The sequence below is a fragment of the Anabaenopsis elenkinii CCIBt3563 genome, assembly GCF_015245355.1.
Classification (GTDB): domain Bacteria; phylum Cyanobacteriota; class Cyanobacteriia; order Cyanobacteriales; family Nostocaceae; genus Anabaenopsis; species Anabaenopsis elenkinii.
Genome location: NZ_CP063311.1, coordinates 2,353,769 through 2,369,777, shown reverse-complemented (window position 1 = coordinate 2,369,777; position 16,009 = coordinate 2,353,769). Strand labels below are relative to the sequence as shown.

14 protein-coding genes, 1 tRNA gene and 1 pseudogene are annotated in these 16,009 nt (G+C 41.4%); 6 read left to right on the top strand and 10 right to left on the bottom strand.

The window, feature by feature from the left end; genetic code table 11:
- The first annotated feature begins 18 nt into the window (after nucleotides 1-18).
- The gene (locus IM676_RS10475; RefSeq protein ID WP_200986868.1) at nucleotides 19-1,716 is read left to right on the top strand and encodes a PfaD family polyunsaturated fatty acid/polyketide biosynthesis protein; all 1,698 of its coding nucleotides are present in this window, start codon (nucleotides 19-21) and stop codon (nucleotides 1,714-1,716) included.
- Nucleotides 1,717-1,720: 4 nt separating this feature from the next.
- Nucleotides 1,721-3,229 carry a thioester reductase domain-containing protein gene (locus tag IM676_RS10470; RefSeq protein ID WP_200986867.1) on the top strand — a complete coding sequence of 503 codons (1,509 nt, stop codon included), beginning with the start codon at nucleotides 1,721-1,723 and terminating at the stop codon, nucleotides 3,227-3,229.
- 42 nt (nucleotides 3,230-3,271) lie between these two features.
- Here IM676_RS10470 and hetI read toward each other — a convergent pair whose 3' ends face one another.
- Entirely contained in the window at nucleotides 3,272-3,988 is a 717-nt protein-coding gene (gene hetI / locus IM676_RS10465; RefSeq protein ID WP_200986866.1) for a 4'-phosphopantetheinyl transferase HetI, read from the bottom strand.
- 187 nt (nucleotides 3,989-4,175) lie between these two features.
- Entirely contained in the window at nucleotides 4,176-5,192 is a 1,017-nt protein-coding gene (locus tag IM676_RS10460) for a sulfate/molybdate ABC transporter ATP-binding protein (RefSeq protein ID WP_200986865.1), read from the bottom strand.
- A gap of 248 nt (nucleotides 5,193-5,440) precedes the next feature.
- On the opposite strand from IM676_RS10460, the gene chlP reads away from it, so the two are divergent.
- Nucleotides 5,441-6,661, top strand: coding sequence for a geranylgeranyl reductase (chlP, locus tag IM676_RS10455; protein WP_200986864.1), 1,221 nt, complete (start codon nucleotides 5,441-5,443; stop codon nucleotides 6,659-6,661).
- 58 nt (nucleotides 6,662-6,719) lie between these two features.
- Here chlP and IM676_RS10450 read toward each other — a convergent pair.
- The 4 genes and pseudogenes from IM676_RS10450 to IM676_RS10435 form a co-directional block, all read right to left on the bottom strand.
- Nucleotides 6,720-6,896, bottom strand: a pseudogene (locus tag IM676_RS10450) (ABC transporter permease); the annotation flags it as partial.
- 327 nt (nucleotides 6,897-7,223) lie between these two features.
- Entirely contained in the window at nucleotides 7,224-8,048 is an 825-nt protein-coding gene (gene cysW / locus IM676_RS10445) for a sulfate ABC transporter permease subunit CysW (RefSeq protein WP_200986863.1), read from the bottom strand.
- Nucleotides 8,035-8,871, bottom strand: a complete 837-nt coding sequence (gene cysT, locus IM676_RS10440; RefSeq protein WP_200986862.1) for a sulfate ABC transporter permease subunit CysT — start codon at nucleotides 8,869-8,871, stop codon at nucleotides 8,035-8,037. Before cysT ends, cysW begins: the two co-directional genes overlap by 14 nt.
- Before the next feature lie 533 nt (nucleotides 8,872-9,404).
- The gene (locus IM676_RS10435) at nucleotides 9,405-10,496 is read right to left on the bottom strand and encodes a sulfate ABC transporter substrate-binding protein (protein ID WP_200986861.1); all 1,092 of its coding nucleotides are present in this window, start codon (nucleotides 10,494-10,496) and stop codon (nucleotides 9,405-9,407) included.
- Between the two features lie 288 nt (nucleotides 10,497-10,784).
- On the opposite strand from IM676_RS10435, the gene IM676_RS20140 reads away from it, so the two are divergent.
- Nucleotides 10,785-10,949, top strand: coding sequence for an Hsp20 family protein (locus tag IM676_RS20140; protein WP_200990161.1), 165 nt, complete (start codon nucleotides 10,785-10,787; stop codon nucleotides 10,947-10,949).
- A gap of 41 nt (nucleotides 10,950-10,990) precedes the next feature.
- Here IM676_RS20140 and IM676_RS10425 read toward each other — a convergent pair whose 3' ends face one another.
- Both IM676_RS10425 and IM676_RS10420 read right to left on the bottom strand, forming a co-directional pair.
- On the bottom strand, nucleotides 10,991-11,524 hold the full coding sequence (locus IM676_RS10425) for an HNH endonuclease (protein WP_225880511.1): 534 nt from the start codon (nucleotides 11,522-11,524) through the stop codon (nucleotides 10,991-10,993).
- A 51-nt stretch (nucleotides 11,525-11,575) separates the two neighbouring features.
- Nucleotides 11,576-12,718, bottom strand: coding sequence for an ABC transporter permease (locus tag IM676_RS10420; RefSeq protein ID WP_200986860.1), 1,143 nt, complete (start codon nucleotides 12,716-12,718; stop codon nucleotides 11,576-11,578).
- 80 nt (nucleotides 12,719-12,798) lie between these two features.
- Here IM676_RS10420 and IM676_RS10415 point away from each other — a divergent pair.
- Nucleotides 12,799-12,870 (top strand) — tRNA-Gly (locus IM676_RS10415).
- Nucleotides 12,871-12,986: 116 nt separating this feature from the next.
- Here IM676_RS10415 and IM676_RS10410 read toward each other — a convergent pair.
- Together IM676_RS10410 and IM676_RS10405 are read right to left on the bottom strand one after the other, a co-directional pair.
- The gene (locus IM676_RS10410) at nucleotides 12,987-13,319 is read right to left on the bottom strand and encodes a hypothetical protein (protein WP_200986859.1); all 333 of its coding nucleotides are present in this window, start codon (nucleotides 13,317-13,319) and stop codon (nucleotides 12,987-12,989) included.
- 54 nt (nucleotides 13,320-13,373) lie between these two features.
- Nucleotides 13,374-13,808, bottom strand: coding sequence for a SocA family protein (locus IM676_RS10405; protein ID WP_225880327.1), 435 nt, complete (start codon nucleotides 13,806-13,808; stop codon nucleotides 13,374-13,376).
- A gap of 950 nt (nucleotides 13,809-14,758) precedes the next feature.
- On the opposite strand from IM676_RS10405, the gene IM676_RS10400 reads away from it, so the two are divergent.
- A partial coding sequence (locus IM676_RS10400) for a helix-hairpin-helix domain-containing protein (RefSeq protein ID WP_404799793.1) occupies nucleotides 14,759-16,009 on the top strand: 1,251 nt, incomplete at its 3' end.

The window sequence follows — 16,009 nt, the reverse complement described above, 5'->3', positions numbered from 1 at the left end:
ACAAGAGGTATAACTACAGTGACCCCCGTAGATACGTTACTCAATCAATACAATAATTACCTGCAAGCCCCTCATTTCCCATTTCAAAACTTGATCTGGAAAGGTTCTTTAGATACTTTATCTTTTGAGCAGTCAGCTATCAAAGATAAACTACTCACATTAAATAAACCCTGTTACTTTGTCAAAGTTGGGGGAAAAATCGGCGTTACCCATGAGGGGTATTTATCCTCTCCTGAAAATACATCGTCAATCTTACGAGTGCCGATTAACACTACAGCAACAGCACAACTCCTCACTTTCATCCCCCCCATGACTCTGCAACAACTAGGAGACCCCAATTTCCTGGCATTTCATGGGGTAAAATATGCCTATGTCACCGGTGCAATGGCGGGGGGAATCGCTTCTGAAGAAATGGTTATTGCTCTGGGTCAAGCTAAAATCCTCAGTTCCTTTGGTGCTGGTGGTTTACCCCCAGAACGTCTAGAATCAGCTATTAAAACTATTCAGGCTGCTTTACCCTATGGTCCTTATGCATTCAATTTAATTCACAGCCCCAATGATTTGGCTATGGAACGCCAGGCTGTGAAATTATACCTCAAATATGAGGTAAGAACTGTAGAAGCCTCGGCATTTTTAGATTTAACCCCCAATATAGTATATTACCGGGTTGCAGGGCTGAGTTTAAATGATGCCAATCAAATTGAAATCAAAAACAAGGTCATTGCTAAAGTTTCCCGTCGAGAAGTAGCCACAAAATTTCTCCAACCAGCCCCCCCTAGAATACTTCAAGAACTACTCGCACAAGGACTCATTACCGATTTACAAGCCAAACTTGCAGCCCAAGTACCCATGGCTGATGATATTACCGTAGAAGCTGATTCTGGCGGACATACAGATAATCGTCCTTTAGTCTGTTTATTACCTTCTATTATTGCTTTGCGGAATGAAATTCAAGAACAATTTCATTACCAGCAACCAGTTAGAATTGGCGTAGCTGGGGGAATTGCTACACCCCAATCAGCTTTAGCAGCTTTTATGATGGGTGCTGCTTATGTCATGACTGGTTCTATTAATCAATCCTGTGTCGAGTCTGGAGCTTGTGACCATACTAAAAAATTATTGGCTCAAGCTGAAATGGCGGATATGACCATGGCTCCCGCTGCTGATATGTTTGAAATGGGGGTAAAATTACAAGTCCTCAAACGGGGAACTATGTTTCCCATGCGAGCCCAAAAGTTGTATGAATTGTACCGTACCTACAACTCAATTGAAGAGATTCCCCCAGCAGAAAGAGAAAAATTAGAAAAGCAGATTTTCCGCAAAACCCTAGCTGAGGTCTGGGAAGCAACAGCTACTTATTTATCCCAGAAAAACCCGGCAAAATTAGGGAAGGCTGTTAATAATCCTAAGCTGAAAATGGCGCTAATTTTTCGCTCTTATTTAGGATTATCTTCCCGCTGGTCTACTTCCGGTGAAAAGGGTCGAGAGGTAGATTATCAAATTTGGTGTGGCCCAGCTATGGGTAGTTTTAATGACTGGGTGCGCGGTTCTTATTTAGCTGAACCCCATAATCGTCGGGTGGTTGATGTGGCTGATCACATCATGAAGGGCGCAGCGTTTTTATATCGTATTCAAAGCTTAAAAATCCAAGGAATGCAAATTCCTCAAGTCTACAGTCAGTATTGTCCAGATTATTCTCAATTATTGGAGATTTAAAAAAATGACTCTACAACCATCTCATAGTGCGGCGGATATTCAAGCATGGTTAGTTACTAATTTGGCTGAGTTAATCGGGGTAGAAACTGATGAGATAGATATCAGGGAGAATTTAGAAAACTATGGTTTAGATTCAGCACAGGCCATGACTCTGGTCAGTCAGTTAGAAAAAATGTTGGGCTTTCAACCATCTCCAGTTCTTTTATGGCACTATCCTAATATTGAATCTCTTTCCCAACGTTTAGCCGAAAGCGATCGCCTAGAATCTCCATTGGGTTTAGATATCTCTCCAGATGCTCAAGTTCACCCTATGGTTCTCAACTTAGCGGCTGAAGTTGTCCTTGACCCCACTATTGATCCTGCTAACGCTGTGAGTGTGGATGTAGCCACACCTAAGCATATATTTCTAACCGGGGGAACTGGTTTTTTAGGCGCTTTTATTATCCGGGAACTACTAGAAGAAACCGATGCGGATATATATTGCTTAGTCCGTGCTGCTAATGGGTTGGAAGCTAAAACCAAACTGCAAAAGAATTTACAGCAGTATGCAATTTGGGATGAAAAGTTTAATTCTCGAATTATTGCTGTTGTGGGTGATTTGGCTCAACCACTTTTGGGGATTAATCCTGAACAATTCCAAATTTTAGCTAGCAATATTGATACTATTTATCATAGTGCCGCTCTGCTCAATTATGTTTATCCCTATTCGGCACTCAAAACAGCTAATGTTTTAGGTACTCAAGAGGTTTTGCGGTTAGCTTGTCACACTAAAGTTAAACCTGTACATTATGTTTCTAGTGTGGCGGTGTTTGAATCCTCTGCTTATGCTGGTCATTTGGTGGAAGAACAAGATGATTTTGACCATTGGGAAGGTATTTATTTAGGTTATTCTCAGACTAAATGGGTGGCGGAAAAGTTGGTCAAGGTCGCCCGTGACCGGGGTTTACCTGTGACTATTCACAGACCGCCATTAATTGCAGGGGATAGCAAAACAGGTATTTGTAATACCCATGATTTTATCAATTTGATGACTAAGGGCTGTTTACAAATGGGGACTTTCCCTGATGTAGACTATATGTTAGATATGTCCCCTGTGGATTATGTTAGTAAGGCTATTGTTTACCTATCAAGACAGCCAGAATCTCTTGGTAAGGCTTTCCATTTACAACATCCTCAACCTATTTCTTTAAAAGATTTGGTAGAATGGGTTAAATATTTTGGTTATCCCATAGAGATGATTCCCTATGAAGAGTGGCAATCAAAGTTAATTAATGAGGTCTCTTCTACAGAGAATCCCTTATATACCCTGCGTCCTTTCTTACTAGAACGCTGGTCTGATGAACAGTTGACTATCCCTGATTTATATCTGCAATCCAGAAGACCCATTATTAGCTGTCAAGCTACTTTGCAGGCTTTGTCAGGTAGTTCTATTACTTGTCCCCCAATTGACTCTCAATTGTTGATGACTTACACTTCTTACTTAGTTCAAACTGGCTTTTTAACTCTTGCTTAGTCGGTTGATCAGGTTTAGTCCCCTCCCCCGACTAAACTTGTATCAGTATTGCCAACAGTGCAAGGTTTCAATATTACCCGCTACAGCCACAGCAGCTAAGTAATCTTCCTCAGGGTTCAACTCAAACAGACTCCACTGAGATTTGTGTAACCGCGCCGGTTCTGTGGGACTTAAGTTAATTTCCGCCTGTTCTAATTTACCTAGTCCCTCTCCGGTGGCTTTTAAGTAGGCTTCTTTACAAGTCCAGTAACGGAAAAATGTTTCTTGCTGTTGTTGACCAGAGAGCGATCGCATCAAAGCATATTCTCTGGGTAAAAAGAACCTTTTAGCCAAGCTCTCTATATCACAGCTGCGGCGGGTATATTCTAAGTCTACACCAATTTGACGATGATAATTCACCGCACACAGAGCTAAACCCTGAGAGTGAGACAAGTTAAACCATAGTCCACTTTTACTAAAACTATCTGCTAAAACTGGTTTACCACGCTCTTGATAATCAAATTGCACCTGTTGCGGTTGAATCCCCAAGTACCTACCCAATATCCGCCGCAGAATACCCCGACCAGCGATAAAATGTTCTCCAGTTCGGCGAAAATGAAATCGATTAGCACGAGCAACTTCATCACCCGAGAGGGTTGCTAATAAATTTTCCCGCTGTGCTTCTGGGATATCCAGGTGAAACCGCCAAACATGAACATCATTTGGTAATAAAGTCAAGTTTTTTGGTACAGGTAGCCACAAATGATTAAAAACCGCCATGGATTACATGATTGACATTAACCTGGCATTTTGGCACACATAATTAAAAAAGGACAGATACAGTATTCATGTGGGATACATTTCATGTGCAAAGTACTAAAATTGAACCCTTTGATCAGCTATTTTATAGCCGATCGGGGGTTTTTTTATTCAAACTGCTATTGTGGGTTAATTCATTAGCCTATGGCTAAATTGAATAGTGTAGGGGAAAAGACCTCGCATCTTTTGGCTTGACATATACCCGTTCTTGTGGTTCTAACTGTAACTCATTAAAGCGATCGCGTGTTAAATGGGCCGCTACCACCTGGCCATCATCTAAAGTTAATTCTATCTGAATTTCCCAACCCAAATGTATTAACCTAGTCACTGTAGCTGGTGCAGTATTACCATGAGGCTCTCTGGAAATTGCCACATCCTGGGGTCGTAAAAATACTTGACTATGTGCTGAATCAAAGCCCGTGCTCTGGAAAATATTTGAGGTGTTAGATAAAACATTCACAGGGCCAATAAAGCTCATGACAAAAGCCGTCGCCGGATTGTCATAAATTTCTGCTGGTGTTCCCACCTGTTCTACACGCCCTTTATTCATCACCACCACCTCGTCAGAAACTTCCATAGCCTCTTCCTGGTCATGGGTGACGAAAACAGTTGTCACATGAACTTCATCATGGAGACGGCGTAACCATGCCCGCAAATCTTTACGCACTTTAGCATCAAGTGCGCCAAATGGTTCATCTAGTAATAATACTTTAGGTTCTACAGCTAAAGCCCTGGCTAATGCTACCCTTTGTCTCTGACCACCGGATAACTGTGATGGATAGCGATCGCCTAATCCACTTAGTTGCACTAACTCTAGTAACTGATCTACCCGGTTTTTAATCTTCTTCGCCGGTGCTTTACGAATTTCTAAACCAAAGGCAATATTCTGACGCACATTCAAATGTTTAAATAGGGCATAGTGCTGAAACACAAATCCAATATTGCGCTCTTGGACACTTTGATATGTAGCATCTTTACCAGTCAGTAAAATTTTACCGCTATCGGGTGTTTCCAACCCCGCAATTAACCGCAGCAAAGTGGATTTACCAGAACCTGATGGACCCAATAAAGCCACCAGTGAACCGCTGTTGATTTCCAGATCGACTTGATTTACCGCTTGAAAGTTCCCGAAATTTTTAGATACGTTCTCAACTACTATACCCACTGCTGCTGTACCTCTTGAATAGAATCTACGGCTTCTTGCTAGGATTACCGTGTTTTACATATACCACAGATAAGCTGACCCAGGAGCAATAAATGTGATTCTGGTGGTGTCTAATCCTGGTTTTTGTATCGAAACATTAAGGAATATTGCATTTCCTTCAAAACCAGAAGGTAGAGCGGGAAACTAGACAAAACTCCGTGATAGGATGCTCTAGTTAAACGTTTTTATCAACTATTGGGAGAAGACCTTTGACACTACGGGTTGCTGTTGTTGGGTCAGGCCCTGCTGGTTCATCTGCGGCGGAAACGCTAGCAAAAGCGGGGATTGAAACTTACCTATTTGAGCGAAAACTAGATAATGCGAAGCCCTGCGGCGGTGCAATTCCCCTGTGTATGGTGGCTGAGTTTGACCTCCCACCAGAGATTATTGATCGCCGTGTGCGGAAGATGAAAATGATTTCACCTTCCAATCGTGAGGTTAATATCAATATAGTAAAAGAAGAAGAATATATAGGAATGTGCCGCCGGGAAGTCCTAGATGGTTTCCTGCGCAATCGGGCGGCAAAACTAGGCGCAAATTTAATTAATGCCACAGTTCATAAAGTTGATATACCCACAAATAATACCGACCCTTATACAATCCACTATGTAGACCACAGCGAAGGCGGTTTACAAGGGACTACAAAAACCCTAAAAGTAGATTTAATCATCGGTGCGGATGGGGCTAATTCTCGTATTGCCAAAGAAATGGATGCGGGAGATTATAACTACGCGATCGCCTTTCAAGAGCGGATTCGCCTCCCCCAAGAGCAAATGGAGTACTACAACGACCTAGCGGAAATGTACGTCGGTGACGACGTTTCCACCGACTTCTACGCCTGGGTATTCCCCAAATATGACCACGTAGCTGTTGGTACTGGCACAATGCAAGTCAACAAAGCCACCATCAAACAGTTACAAGCTGGTATCCGCACCCGTGCAGCCAAAAAGCTAGCGGGCGGCAAAATTATCAAAGTAGAAGCTCACCCCATCCCCGAACATCCCCGCCCCCGTCGCGTTGTCGGTCGCATTGCGTTAGTAGGAGATGCAGCTGGTTACGTTACCAAGTCCTCCGGCGAAGGTATTTACTTTGCAGCTAAGTCTGGGCGGATGTGTGCAGAAACCATTGTGGAAATGTCTAACAATGGTGCAACCATTCCCACAGAAAAAGACCTCAAGGTTTACTTGAAGCGCTGGGATAAAAAATACGGACTCACCTACAAAGTATTGGACATTCTCCAAACCGTCTTCTATCGTTCCGACGCTACCCGGGAAGCATTTGTAGAAATGTGCGATGACCTAGATGTACAGAAGCTGACATTTGACAGCTATCTGTATAAAACAGTTGTCCCCGCTAACCCCATTACCCAACTGAAAATTACTGCTAAAACTATTGGTAGTTTGATTCGCGGTAACGCCTTGGCTCCCTAAGCACAGCACCGGGAAAATTAAAGGATATATATAGAGGGGAAGAAACTTTTTTTCTCCTCTATCTGCGCAGACTGCGGGGATCTAGAGCATCCCTCAACCCATCACCAAGTAAATTAAAAGACAGCACAGTTAGAATAATTAAAGCAGCTGGCGGCCAAATTAACCAAGGTTGCAACACCACAATAGAAGCATTACTAGCCAAAGATAGCATATTCCCCCAAGAAGGATCAGGCTGCGGGTTGTCTTAGCTAATAGCGATAGATCGCACAAAGTTAGTTATCTGTATAGGTTAATTAACGCCCCCGCCAAATCTTGGTGGTACCATACCTTGATGGTACCATCCCCACTCCCAGAGAGCTTTGTGATTTTTTGCCTTCTGATATCCCTGACTTCTGACTATGGGATTGCGGGGTAATCATCAATCTTGATAGAAGTCAGTGCTAATGAAAACCGATTCACCGATTCTTTACCCTTCTATAAAGACAAATGATTAAATCCCCCTTCAGAAATGTGGTAATTTCCTACAAAGAACCCCGTAACGGGGAACCATAGCCTAACTCAATTAATCCACATCGTTAATGTGGGTTTTCCGTTCCAGAATTCCCTTGAGAATCAGAGTTACCACCGCCAACAGTGCCAACAACAGGGCCGCCGAGTATGCGGACTCAGTTTGATACTGTTTATAGGCATCCTCCACATACAAAGGCAAGCTTTGGGTTAAACCGCCAATATTCCCAGAAACCACAGATACAGCTCCAAACTCGCCCATTGACCTAGCATTAGTTAAAATCACCCCATAAAGCAATCCCCAACGAATATTGGGTAAAGTCACCCGCCAAAATATCTGCCACTCGTTAGCCCCCAGGGTTTTAGCCGCCTCTTCTTCGTCTTTGCCTGTTTCTTCCAACACAGGGATCACCTCCCTAACCACAAAGGGCATTGTCACAAATGCCGTGGCTATAATCATACCGGGTAAGGCAAAGATGACAGTAATATTATTACTTTCCAGCCAAGACCCAAACCATCCTTGTCGCCCATAGAGCAGGACAATCATTAAACCTGCCACCACTGGCGAAATAGAAAAAGGCAAATCAATAATGCTCAGTACTAAAGCCCTACCAGGGAAATTATGACGGGCGATACCCCAAGCTGCACAAAGTCCAAATACGGTATTAATAGGCACGGTAATTAAAGCTATTACTAACGTTAGCCAAGCCGCATGGAGAAACTCATAATGAGTCAGATTAGATACAAAAGCACCTATACCACTTTTAAACGCCTGGTAAAAAACGTTAATAGCGGGAATATATAAGATTAACCCCAAATAACTAATAGTGATGCCAATTAAGATTACTGGCACCCAATTTCTTTGTTTATTTTGTGTCATATCTTCTAGCCCAGGCTTGTAACAGATTAATCCCCATTAGTAATACCAAGGAAATTAATAATAACACCGCACCTAATACAGTTGCACCACTATAATCATACTGTTCTAAACGTTGGAAAATTAGTATAGGTGCGATTAAATCTTCAAATGGTGTATTCGAGGCAATAATGACGGTCGAGCCGTACTCACCCACACAACGGGAAAAAGCCAAAGCCACACCAGTTAAAATTGTGGGTAACAACACAGGGAACGTCACCCTCCAAAAAGTTTGCCATTCAGAAGCCCCTAAACTCCAGGCAGACTCCTCAACTTCGCGCACCATTTCCTGTAGTACTGGCTGCACTGTGCGCACTACAAAGGGTAAGGAGATGTAAGTCATGGCTATCCCCACCCCCAAGCGAGTAAAGGCTATCTTGATACCCAAAGGTTCCACCAAAGAGCCAATCCAACCATTATGACTGTAAACAGTAGCTAAAGTTAATCCCGCCACTGCTGAGGGTAGGGCAAAAGGTAAATCCACAGACGCTTCTATGACGGGTTTTAAAGGGAATTGATAACGCACCAACACCCAAGCAATCACCGTACCAAAGACTCCATTTAACAGAGATGCGAATAGTGACGTAACAAAAGTAACGTTATATGTTGCCAAGGCCAAAGGACTGGTGGCTATTTCCCAAATTTTACCCAGGGGCTCCGTACTAGCCTTGAGAAACATGGCTATCACTGGAATAAACAACATTACTGTCAAATACGCCACAGTAATGCGCCACGTCCATGGAAGACTTAATATCCGTCCCCCCAGAACTGTTGAATGTAAAGTCATTAGAAAAACCTGTTAATTAAATTAGTTAATCCATCTGCAACGGCAACATTTAAACTCCACTGATGGTAGGTATCTCCTCCACGAGTTTAAATAGCGGTAACCTCTCCCTATACTTTCAGCCTTTAAAGCACGTTTGAAAAGTGATGATTAATGTACTCAATATTGTTTTACCCCTCCCTCACCCTCCTGTTGGAAAGAGCAGGAAACTGGATTTTCTTGTTTCCCATCTTACTAAGGGAGGATTTAGGGGGGTGACCATGTGATGTAAAGCATGGCTAAAAACTTATCAAACAACCTCTTAGAGGATGTTTGTCAAGTCATGATTAGTGTATCAACTATTGTTTGACCCCTCCCTCACCCTCCCCTTGTAAGGGGAGGGGACTGGATTTTATTGTTTCGGTGTGTTCGGTGTGTTCCCCATTCCCTGTTCCCTGTTCGCTAAGATAAAAATTACCTGTTGAAAACTTATCAAACAACCTCTTAGATTTGCTGAAATTTTCACTGCCTAAAACTTATCAAACACCCCGTAAGACTTAGCGCCGACTGCCTTGAATTTGGTCAAAAATTGCACCATCAGCAAAAAACTTCTTCTGAACAGCATCCCAACCACCAAAATTGTCAATAGTATATAATCGAGATATCTTAGGAAATTTACTTTCTACTTCTCTTGCCACTGTAGGATTAACAGGGCGAAAACCCACCTTGGCGAACTCACGTTGTGCCTCGGGTGTAAATAAAAACTTTACAAATGCCTCGGATACCTCACGAGTTCCTCGCTTGTCTACATTTTTATCCACAACCGTCACAGGCCCTTCTATGGAAATATTCGTTGCTGGAATCGTATAGCTGACATCAGTCTTTCCCTGTTGCGCCGCCAAAATCACCTCATTTTCATAATTTAACAGTACATCACCCTGTTGCTTTTTATAAAAAGCATCACTAGACTCACGGGCATCCTTAGGTAACACAACCACGTTCTGGAAAACCCGACTCACAAAAGTTTTTGCTTGAGCATCAGTACCCCCATTTTTAGTAACAGCACCCCACAGCGCCAAGAAGTTCCACCTGGCACCACCAGAGGTTTTTGGATTAGCGGTCACGATCTTAACTCCTGGTTTACTTAAATCACTCCAAGTATTAATTTTCTTGGGATTGCCAGGACGAGTTTCTAAAGCTACTACAGACCTAGTAACAATTGAATTATTGGGAGCTTCCTTTTCCCATCCCGGATTAATTAAACCAGCATCCTGAATTTTGTTAGTGTCCAATGCCAGTGCCAAAGCCACCACATCAGCAGGTAAGCCATCAATGACAGCACGGGTTTGAGAACCTGAACCACCATAGCTCTCCCGAATTACCACATCCTGTTTTTTTTCCCTTTTCCACTTAGCGACAAACTGCGGAATGATTTCCTGGTAGGCAGCTTTAGTTACTGCATAAGTTACTAAATTAATTTCTACCCTTTGGGGGTTGCTCCTTTGACTAATTAGTTGAGTCTTTGGAGAGGTAACTGCTATAGCAAATGGTGCAAGGGTTATTAGGCTCAAACCCACTACCAGTGGTGGGGTAGATATTGCTGGAAACTTGGAAAAAAAAGATTTCTGTTTGAAAAAATTGAATTTCATGGGATTGTTTGCCATTAATCTACGGTATTACAGTCGGAATATCGTACTAACTGTTAGAGCTTAAGCTTATCAGTTAAAAGTGGCAAAAGCAATAACTAAACTACTAATTATCTATCCAGAAATAGATGTATTAGTTTAATAAATATTTTATTGAGTTTTTATTATAAAAAATTATTAAAATCACCGGACACAAAAAAACTAGGGTGCTAAGACCCTAGTTAAGTAATTTATGTAATTAAGTGTATTCAGATACTAGCTTTGTAGACCAGTAAAGTTCCCGCCGCGGAAATATGGGAAACCGGTAACGCAATTAATGTGAAGCTAGAAATTCCAGGAATGGAAACTCAAGACATGGATATACAAGTCACAGAAGATACGGTTTATATTAGGACTTACGCAACTGGCACAGGCGATCGCGAAGCCCTGCTTGCAGCACTGCGTAGCAATCGCTAAATGAAAGTAAACTAAGCCAGTCAGTCACCCGACTGACTCGTCTACAAAACCGTACGTGAGACTTTCACCTCATACGGCTCCTCAATGATATGGTTCTTGTCATGAATACCTACAAGACTTCCATCACTGGCTGTCTTTCTGTCGTGGCAATGTCTGTGTAACAGTTGTAGGTTTTTATATTCATCTTTTCCACCTTTGGAGATGGGTAGGATGTGGTCAACTTCCATTACATCACCGTCCCTAAAGTAATGCCCGCATTCAGGACATTTACCCTTTTGCCTTTTAAGTAGTGTCGCTACTCTTTTATTGGCTTCGGGATGGTTTGTTATTCTTGAACTCCAATATACCCAATTACCATCAAATGGTGAGGCATTGCCTTTAACCTTAACATGACGTACAATAGGAGTTTCTGGGTGTTTATACAGTTTTATGAAATTATCGTCAATCTTAACTGCAAATTCCCAGTTATTCTCACCGATTGTATGCCAATATTTATTAGCTATCCATTTGTCCGTTTTATTGGGGTGGCTGCGTTTTGCCCATCTAAATAGTCTGTAGTAGATTAATTTATGAATCTTACTGAAATATGTATATTGAGTGGAGGCTTTGGTGGTCTCTATACCGCTCTATCTGCGCAGACTGCGGGGATCTAGAGCATCCCTCAACCCATCACCAAGTAAATTAAAAGACAGCACAGTTAGAATAATTAAAGCAGCTGGCGGCCAGATTAACCAAGGTTGCAACACCACAATAGAAGCATTACTAGCCAAAGATAGCATATTCCCCCAAGAAGGATCAGGCTGTTGGATTCCTAAACCAATCAGACTTAATACCGCTTCCGCACCAATAAAACCCGGAACCGCCAATGTGGCAGAAATAATTACATAGGTGGCAGTTTGTGGTAAAATATGGCGGGTAATAATGTAAATTGGTTTACCACCCATTGCTACTGCTGCTTGTACAAATTCTCGCTCCTTAATTGATAGCACCTGGCCGCGAATTACCCGGGCTAACCCCGCCCAACTAATCACCGAAGTAATCACTACAATTAATACAAAGCGCTGGGTACTGGTTAAACCAGGTGGTAAAACAGCACCCAAGGTCACTAACAGATAAATCCCTGGGAAAGTCATGAGCACTTCTGTTAACCGCATAGTTACGCTATCAATCCAGCCGCCAAAGTAGCCAGCAATACCCCCAATTAGTAGACCTAGAGGAAAAGTAATCAATACCCCAATAATCCCAATAAATAGACTAATGCGACCACCATGTAATAACCGGCTGAATTGGTCGCGTCCTTGGTCGTCAGTACCTAAAATATTTAAGGCTGTGGGACTAGCTACCCCATCCCCATCATTTATAGCCCCAAATAAATGCCAGTCTGAAGGAATACCCGGTAAAATAGTCACCTCTTCCCACTTGGGAGGGAGGGGTAAAGTTAACTGTAATAGTCGGTATTCCGCACCACGGACAAATAACCTGATGGGTGTTGGTTGAGCAAAGTCTACTATGATTTGGCGATCGCCCGTTTCTAAATCAGTATCGCCCTGAAGAGTAGGATATACATGGGGTCCGATAAATTTTCCTGGTTCTGACTGAGAAAACCAATAAACCCGAGTTGGTGGTAACAGGGAACCATTAGGCTGTGAGGCCAGAGGATTATAAGGAGCGACAAAATCAGCAGCAATTACCACTATATAAAAAATTAACAGCACAATTGCCCCAAATCGCGCCAAAGGGTTTTTCCGCAGTTTTTGCCACCAATCCATAACTTCTCCCTCCTTCACAATCCCTAATTATAATGCTACAATCATTAATATCTTATTTTTTGACTCCATCTCTCCTGACTGCGGGTGTAATTCAGTGGTAGAATGTCACCTTCCCAAGGTGAACGTCGTGGGTTCGAGTCCCATCACCCGCTTTGACTATTTGTACATTAACTAATTATTTGTCACCGTTAACAGGTGGATGTCATTTTAACAAATTACTGTCCTCTTCAACATAGTAAACTGTTGTCAGTTTTAAATATCTTGTTGATTAAGAGTTTAAATTATTAATTAATTCCTCTATAACTGAACTTTTATCCTCTTCCGATAAATAATCAAAAACTTTCTTAACAATTTCTGGGGACGCATTTTGAGCAAACCAATCTTCACTAGGATTATCTTGAATATTCAAAAAATACTTTAACCGTTCCTCTATAGCTTCCTTATCTGCTTTATCTAATTGTCCAATTCGATTTAACCAATTTTCCGATTCTCCTGGTTCATCTAAATTATAAATATGAACATGACCCAGTTTGCAACGAAGAGATACCCTGTAAGGATTAATCCAATAAATCCAACCCTGTCTAGGTTTTTGTCCAGCCACTTTTATGATCCTAATTCACTGATTAATTTTGCTCTTTCTGCTTGCAGATTTAGTTTAACTTTTTCTTCTGGTTGATGTTTTTTTTTGGGCTTCAACCATTGGCGCAGTGCTATACACATACTCTAGTAATTGATTTATTTTATCTTGTCCTGCACCTGCCCATTCTCTTCTAATGTTATCAAGAATTAGCTTGAGACTTAAAGGTAAATCTAAATCATCAACATTACCTGATTCCGTACCAAGTTTAATCATTACTGTATTACCTTGAGATTCCTGAATAATTTCTTTTCCATTCATTATCTTTAAAACATTATCTATTTCATCATTCCAAGGTCCATAATGATAATAGCACCAATCTAAATCAGTTAATTGGTTTCCTGTCCATTTGACAGCATAAAGATCAGCCAAATACAAGAATTTAATTAACTGTGTTTTTGTAATATATCCTTTTGTCGCATAGACAAAATATTTGATGAGTTTATCCAGCATAATCTTTGTTTCTCCCGATTCTCATAAGATGATCTAATTCCTTTAGTTTGGCAATATATAGCATTTCCTATGCTCGTGAGGTACAAAGTTGTTTAGTTTGAGGGAACAGGGAACACCGGAATAGGGAATAGGCAATTGATGTGTACTTCATGAGCCTGAAAAAGGCTTTATAATTCGTGTTTATCTAAATTTCTGACAATTTTTAACTTAGCAGCTATATTAATAGTGCTAATGTACTATATTATCATATTTGGATGATGTAATTACAGTTAGCTATACAATTTTTGACTCAAGATCACCCTATACATTCCTTTGGGTATTTGTAACTACTGTAAACAAGTGGCTGGTTATCAACATGATCAGTAAATCAGCTAGGCGATCGCTTTCAATATCCTAAATTCTTTTCTGATGTTCTACCATATCTAGTATCCATAGATGAAGGTAAGGCTGTGATTCTGGTGTGCTTAGATGTTATTTATCACAATTTAAGGCATAATAAGGCTTAATATTATTAAGTAGTTCAACCAGTATAAGGAAAAATGTATGTATCTTGAAAAACCCAGTTGCATGAGTTCAGATACATTGACAAAATTTATTGAATAAGTGGAGTATTTCACCGAAAAACGCTAAATATGTACCATTTTGGGCATAAATGAGGATTTTTTTATTTCCATCTATTTGATCAGAAAATCTTATGTGACTGTTATGTGACTGAAAACCGAAATTTATGAATTTAGAGAATTAAACAATGGTTGAAAGTCTTGCTATTTATGGATTTTAAATATTTTCGTTTAAATCCCGTTATGTGATTCCAGAAAATTCTGAAATTCTACCATCTCCCCAACAGGTGTAAAACAGCGATGACACCAACCACCAACCCACAACGCAGGAACTTTTAACCTAGCCCCAGCCCATAAGATTAACAGTAAATTAACAGTAAATTACCATTTATGACCCCCCTGACTTGTGTTAGTACCGGTAAATCAATTAATCTCCTGAGTGAACTGGCTAATAGTGGTGAGGCTAAAGTTTGGCGGACTGATCACAGTGGGTATTTAGCTAAAATTTATCACCAGTCCACACCGGAACGAATGCAAAAGTTAGCGGTGATGATCGACTATCCACCCCCTGATCCAAATCACCACATCAATCATATTTCTTTCGCTTGGCCTCGGTCAGTCCTCAAAAATGCTCAGGGTGATTTGGTGGGGTTCTTAATGGGGGAAATTCGGGGGGGAAAAGAAATTTATGATGTGTATCACCCTCTACGGCGCAACAAAATATGTAAACTACCGGCTGACTGGCGGTTTCTCCACTACACAGCTCGGAATATTGCCTCAATTATCAAGGTTTTACACCATCAAGGGTATGTATTAGGTGATATTAAGCCGCAAAATATTTTAGTCAATGATCAGGCTTTACCTTCAATTATTGATACAGACTCCTTTCAGGTGCGTCATCCTCACACTGGTAAAGTTCACCGTTGTTTAGTGGGAACCCCTGAGTACACACCACCGGAGTTAATTGGTCAGGACTTTGCAACCATTGAGCAAACGGAAATCCATGACCGATTTCGCTTGGGAGTGATTATACATCAATTATTATTCAGTGGTCAAAATCTGTATGCGGGGAGGTGGAAAGGTGCTGGGGAACCGCCAGAACCTGGTGATTATATCCGTCAGGGTATATGGCTATATTCTCCCCATCAGTTACTAGAACCCGTAGATAGAACCATACCCCTAGAAATTCTCCATCCACAGGTAAAAAGTTGTTTTCTGAGATGCTTTAATGATGGGTATAAAAATCCTAATTTACGCCCCAGTGCCGAGGAATGGTTCCAGGCGTTAAAAGTTGCTAGTGAAAGTTTAATACTCTGTAAGCAGGTTAAGAGTCACTACTATAGCCAAAGTTATGGTAGCTGTTATTGGTGCGATCGCGTTAGTAAAATTGGCGTTGAGATTTTTCCAGGGAGTGTAAAAGTCCAGCCGTCTCCTCCTAATTATGCACCCCAGAGCCAACCTGTAACCACTGCAACGACTCAAACATCCCCATCAGCAAAAGTTACAACCTCACCCAGTGGTAACTCTTCACCCAGAACCCTCACCGGTCATTCTAAACCGGTTTTGTCTGTAGGATTCAGCCCGGATGGTCAAACCCTGGCTAGTGGGAGTCATGACAACACTATCAAACTGTGGGATGTG

Coding starts and splice junctions, on each gene's coding strand:
- IM676_RS10470 (WP_200986867.1), top strand. CDS start 1,721: ATGACTCTACAACCATCTCATAGTGCGGCGGATATTCAAGCATGGTTA.
- hetI (WP_200986866.1), bottom strand. CDS start 3,988: ATGGCGGTTTTTAATCATTTGTGGCTACCTGTACCAAAAAACTTGACT.
- cysW (WP_200986863.1), bottom strand. CDS start 8,048: ATGACACAAAATAAACAAAGAAATTGGGTGCCAGTAATCTTAATTGGC.
- cysT (WP_200986862.1), bottom strand. CDS start 8,871: ATGACTTTACATTCAACAGTTCTGGGGGGACGGATATTAAGTCTTCCA.
- IM676_RS10435 (WP_200986861.1), bottom strand. CDS start 10,496: ATGAAATTCAATTTTTTCAAACAGAAATCTTTTTTTTCCAAGTTTCCA.
- IM676_RS10420 (WP_200986860.1), bottom strand. CDS start 12,718: ATGGATTGGTGGCAAAAACTGCGGAAAAACCCTTTGGCGCGATTTGGG.
- IM676_RS10405 (WP_225880327.1), bottom strand. CDS start 13,808: ATGCTGGATAAACTCATCAAATATTTTGTCTATGCGACAAAAGGATAT.